This is a genomic window from Prevotella sp. OH937_COT-195, assembly GCF_003932845.1.
In the GTDB taxonomy this organism is placed as follows: domain Bacteria; phylum Bacteroidota; class Bacteroidia; order Bacteroidales; family Bacteroidaceae; genus Prevotella.
The window spans coordinates 1-2474 of record NZ_RQZH01000054.1 but is presented as its reverse complement, the minus strand read 5'-3'; the positions used below and the strand labels follow the sequence as shown (position 1 = coordinate 2474).

Sequence of the window (2474 nt, the reverse complement as noted above, 5' to 3'; positions counted from 1 at the left end):
TAACCTGCAGGCCGCGCAACGCATGGAAAGCCTGATTCGCACGGTGGCGCTGGATTTATACCCGCTCCCCCAAAAAATCATACAGTACTCTACTTATAACCTATTGAATAAAGGTCTTTATTCAATAGGCTGTCTGAGACCTTTGCAAAATACCCCTTTTACCCAACAGCTGAACCCCAAACACAGGGTTTCGGCTGTTTTCCGTTCCAAATACTCCCTTTATTCCTCTCGGACACCCGATAATTGGGTATCTGAACTGCTATTCAGGCAACAACAGGCGCACGTAGCCTGTTGGCTGCTTTCAACAGGTTCAAACACATCGCCTTCAGATGGCTTTGCGCACTCACTTTGCTCAGACCAAAATAGGCTGCCCGGGCATGACGGAATTTACGGTGCAGCGTACCAAAGCTTTGTTCGACCACATAACGGGTTTTCGATAAATGTCGGTTACGTTTGGTTTGCGCTTCCGTCAGCGGCCGGTTGCGGTGGGATTTGCACATGATGCCGTCCCGCAGCTGATGTTCTTCCAGATGTTGCCGGTTTTCCATACTGTCGTAGCCTTTATCGGCATAGACAGTCGTGCCTTTGGCTAGGCCTTCCAACAAAGGCAGCAGGTGTTTGCACTCATGGGCATTGGCGGCAGTGATGTGCAGTTTCTCAATGTAGCCTTCCGCATCGGTACGGGTATGTTGTTTGTCGCCCAGTCTGTATCGGCCGTCTTTCTTCACCCAACGGGCATCGCTGTCTTTACTCGGTGTGGTTTGGCTATTGACTTGCCCTTCGGCGTCCACTTCTATGGCCTGACGCTGTTTGCCGCCGGCCGTCTGAATAATGGTAGCGTCAACGATGGCGGCGGATGCTTTCTCTACTTTTAAGCCCTTGTCCGTCAGTTGGCAGTCAGTAATTCGGCCAAGGTGTTGTCTTGCGCCAGCCAGTTGCGGTAACGGCATAAGGTGCTGTGATCGGGGATGCTCAGTTCGTCAAAACGGCAAAACAGATGGAAATCGATGCGGGTAATGAGGCTGTGTTCGAGTTCGGGAGCAGAAAGGCTGTGCCATTGGCCGAGCAAAACGGCTTTGAACATAGACAACAGGGGATAAGCCGGACGACCGCGGTGGTCTCGAAGGTAACGGGTTCTTTGATGGTTCAGGTAATGCTCGATCGGTTGCCAATCAATTACTTGCTCCAGCTTCAGTAGAGGGAAGCGGTCGATGTGTTTGGCAATCATGGCTTGGGCGGTTTGCTGAAAGAAGGTGCTCATGAGAAATCCCCTAAATATCTTGGGAGGAAATTTAGGGGATTGGAGGGAATTTTGCAAAGGTCTCTGTCTGTATGATTTTTCGGCGTAAGGGACAAAAAAGGTGTTTTTTTAGAGACGTTGCGCTCTAAGGGACAAAAAAGGTGTTTTTAAGGCTAGCGGATGGATAAATAATCTTTTATAAATTTCAGCTTATTTTCCTTCCGCATTCCCTGATGACAACTCAATCTGCGCTTCAAGTCGGCAAACTTCCCTTCAAGCAGATTGGTCGTTTTATGGATGTTGAGTTCGGGGTAACGCTCAAAGGTAAACAGCCGCTCAAGGCTGCGTTTTAAGCTGTTGTACGCGCTTCTCAAGCGTTTGTGCGTGTAATGCGACTTGCCGGTGATGGGGTTGGTGCTGCGCTCGTTGATGAAGCTTTTATGTCGCTCGTACCACGCCTCCAACGCTCCTGCAAAGCCAGCCCGCGTGCTGTTTTTCAGGCTTAACGCCAACTCGCGCAACTCACACGCCGCCACGCTTTTCGGCCTGCGGGTGAGATAGCGGTTTACAGTCTGTACTTGGTGAAAGTGGCACAGTTGCATCGGCACTCCGGGCAAGAGTTTGTCCAACCCTCTGCGCCCGTCGCAGGTAATGCTCCGGATGACCGTGCCTTTTTCTTGGACTGCGGTGATGGTTGCCAGGTAAAGTGCGGTGGTTTCATAAGCGACTTCATCGACAAACAGCGCCTGTTTGCTGATGGAATCCAAGAGCACCATCACCCCGTAATCGCGCCCGAAGTAGGTGGTATCGATGATGAGGTTGGCGGTTTTTGGTGTCGGAAGTACGGATTTTGTCTGAGCTTTTTTCAGATAGCGGGCGATGGTTTTGCGGCTGATGTTGTAGTGTTTGGCGAGCTCTGCGGCGGTTTGTTTGCCTTGGCTGTAGTGTTGCCATAGTGCGTCTGCATTGAGTTTTTGTCCGCCCGAAAATCGTTTGCCACAGCACGAACATCTGTAGCGTTGCTTGGCATTTTGCCGACCGTCTTTTCTGACATGTTTTGAAGCGCAAAAAGGGCATTTTTTGTGTTCAAAGGTTTTGACTCCGCTTAAAGCCTTGCAGCGTAAGGCTCGCAGCCGTTTTTAACACCTTTTTTGTCCCTTACGCCGATTTTTATGGATATATCCGCTCATCCCCACAGTTTACGCCGCAAGCGGCGGGGAATGTACCCTTAGAG

The 2474-nt window shown here is 50.6% G+C and carries 2 protein-coding genes and 1 pseudogene; all 3 read right to left on the bottom strand.

Annotation, left to right across the window (positions count from 1 at the left end):
- Positions 1–263: 263 nt before the first annotated feature.
- Positions 264–1261: pseudogene (locus EII32_RS11095) on the bottom strand (IS5 family transposase).
- A gap of 152 nt (positions 1262–1413) precedes the next feature.
- Complete coding sequence (locus EII32_RS11090) at positions 1414–2016, bottom strand: hypothetical protein (protein ID WP_410524583.1); 603 nt, start codon at positions 2014–2016, stop codon at positions 1414–1416.
- Positions 2017–2105: 89 nt separating this feature from the next.
- Positions 2106–2294, bottom strand: coding sequence for a hypothetical protein (locus EII32_RS11085; RefSeq protein WP_125235444.1), 189 nt, complete (start codon positions 2292–2294; stop codon positions 2106–2108).
- Positions 2295–2474 lie beyond the last annotated feature (180 nt).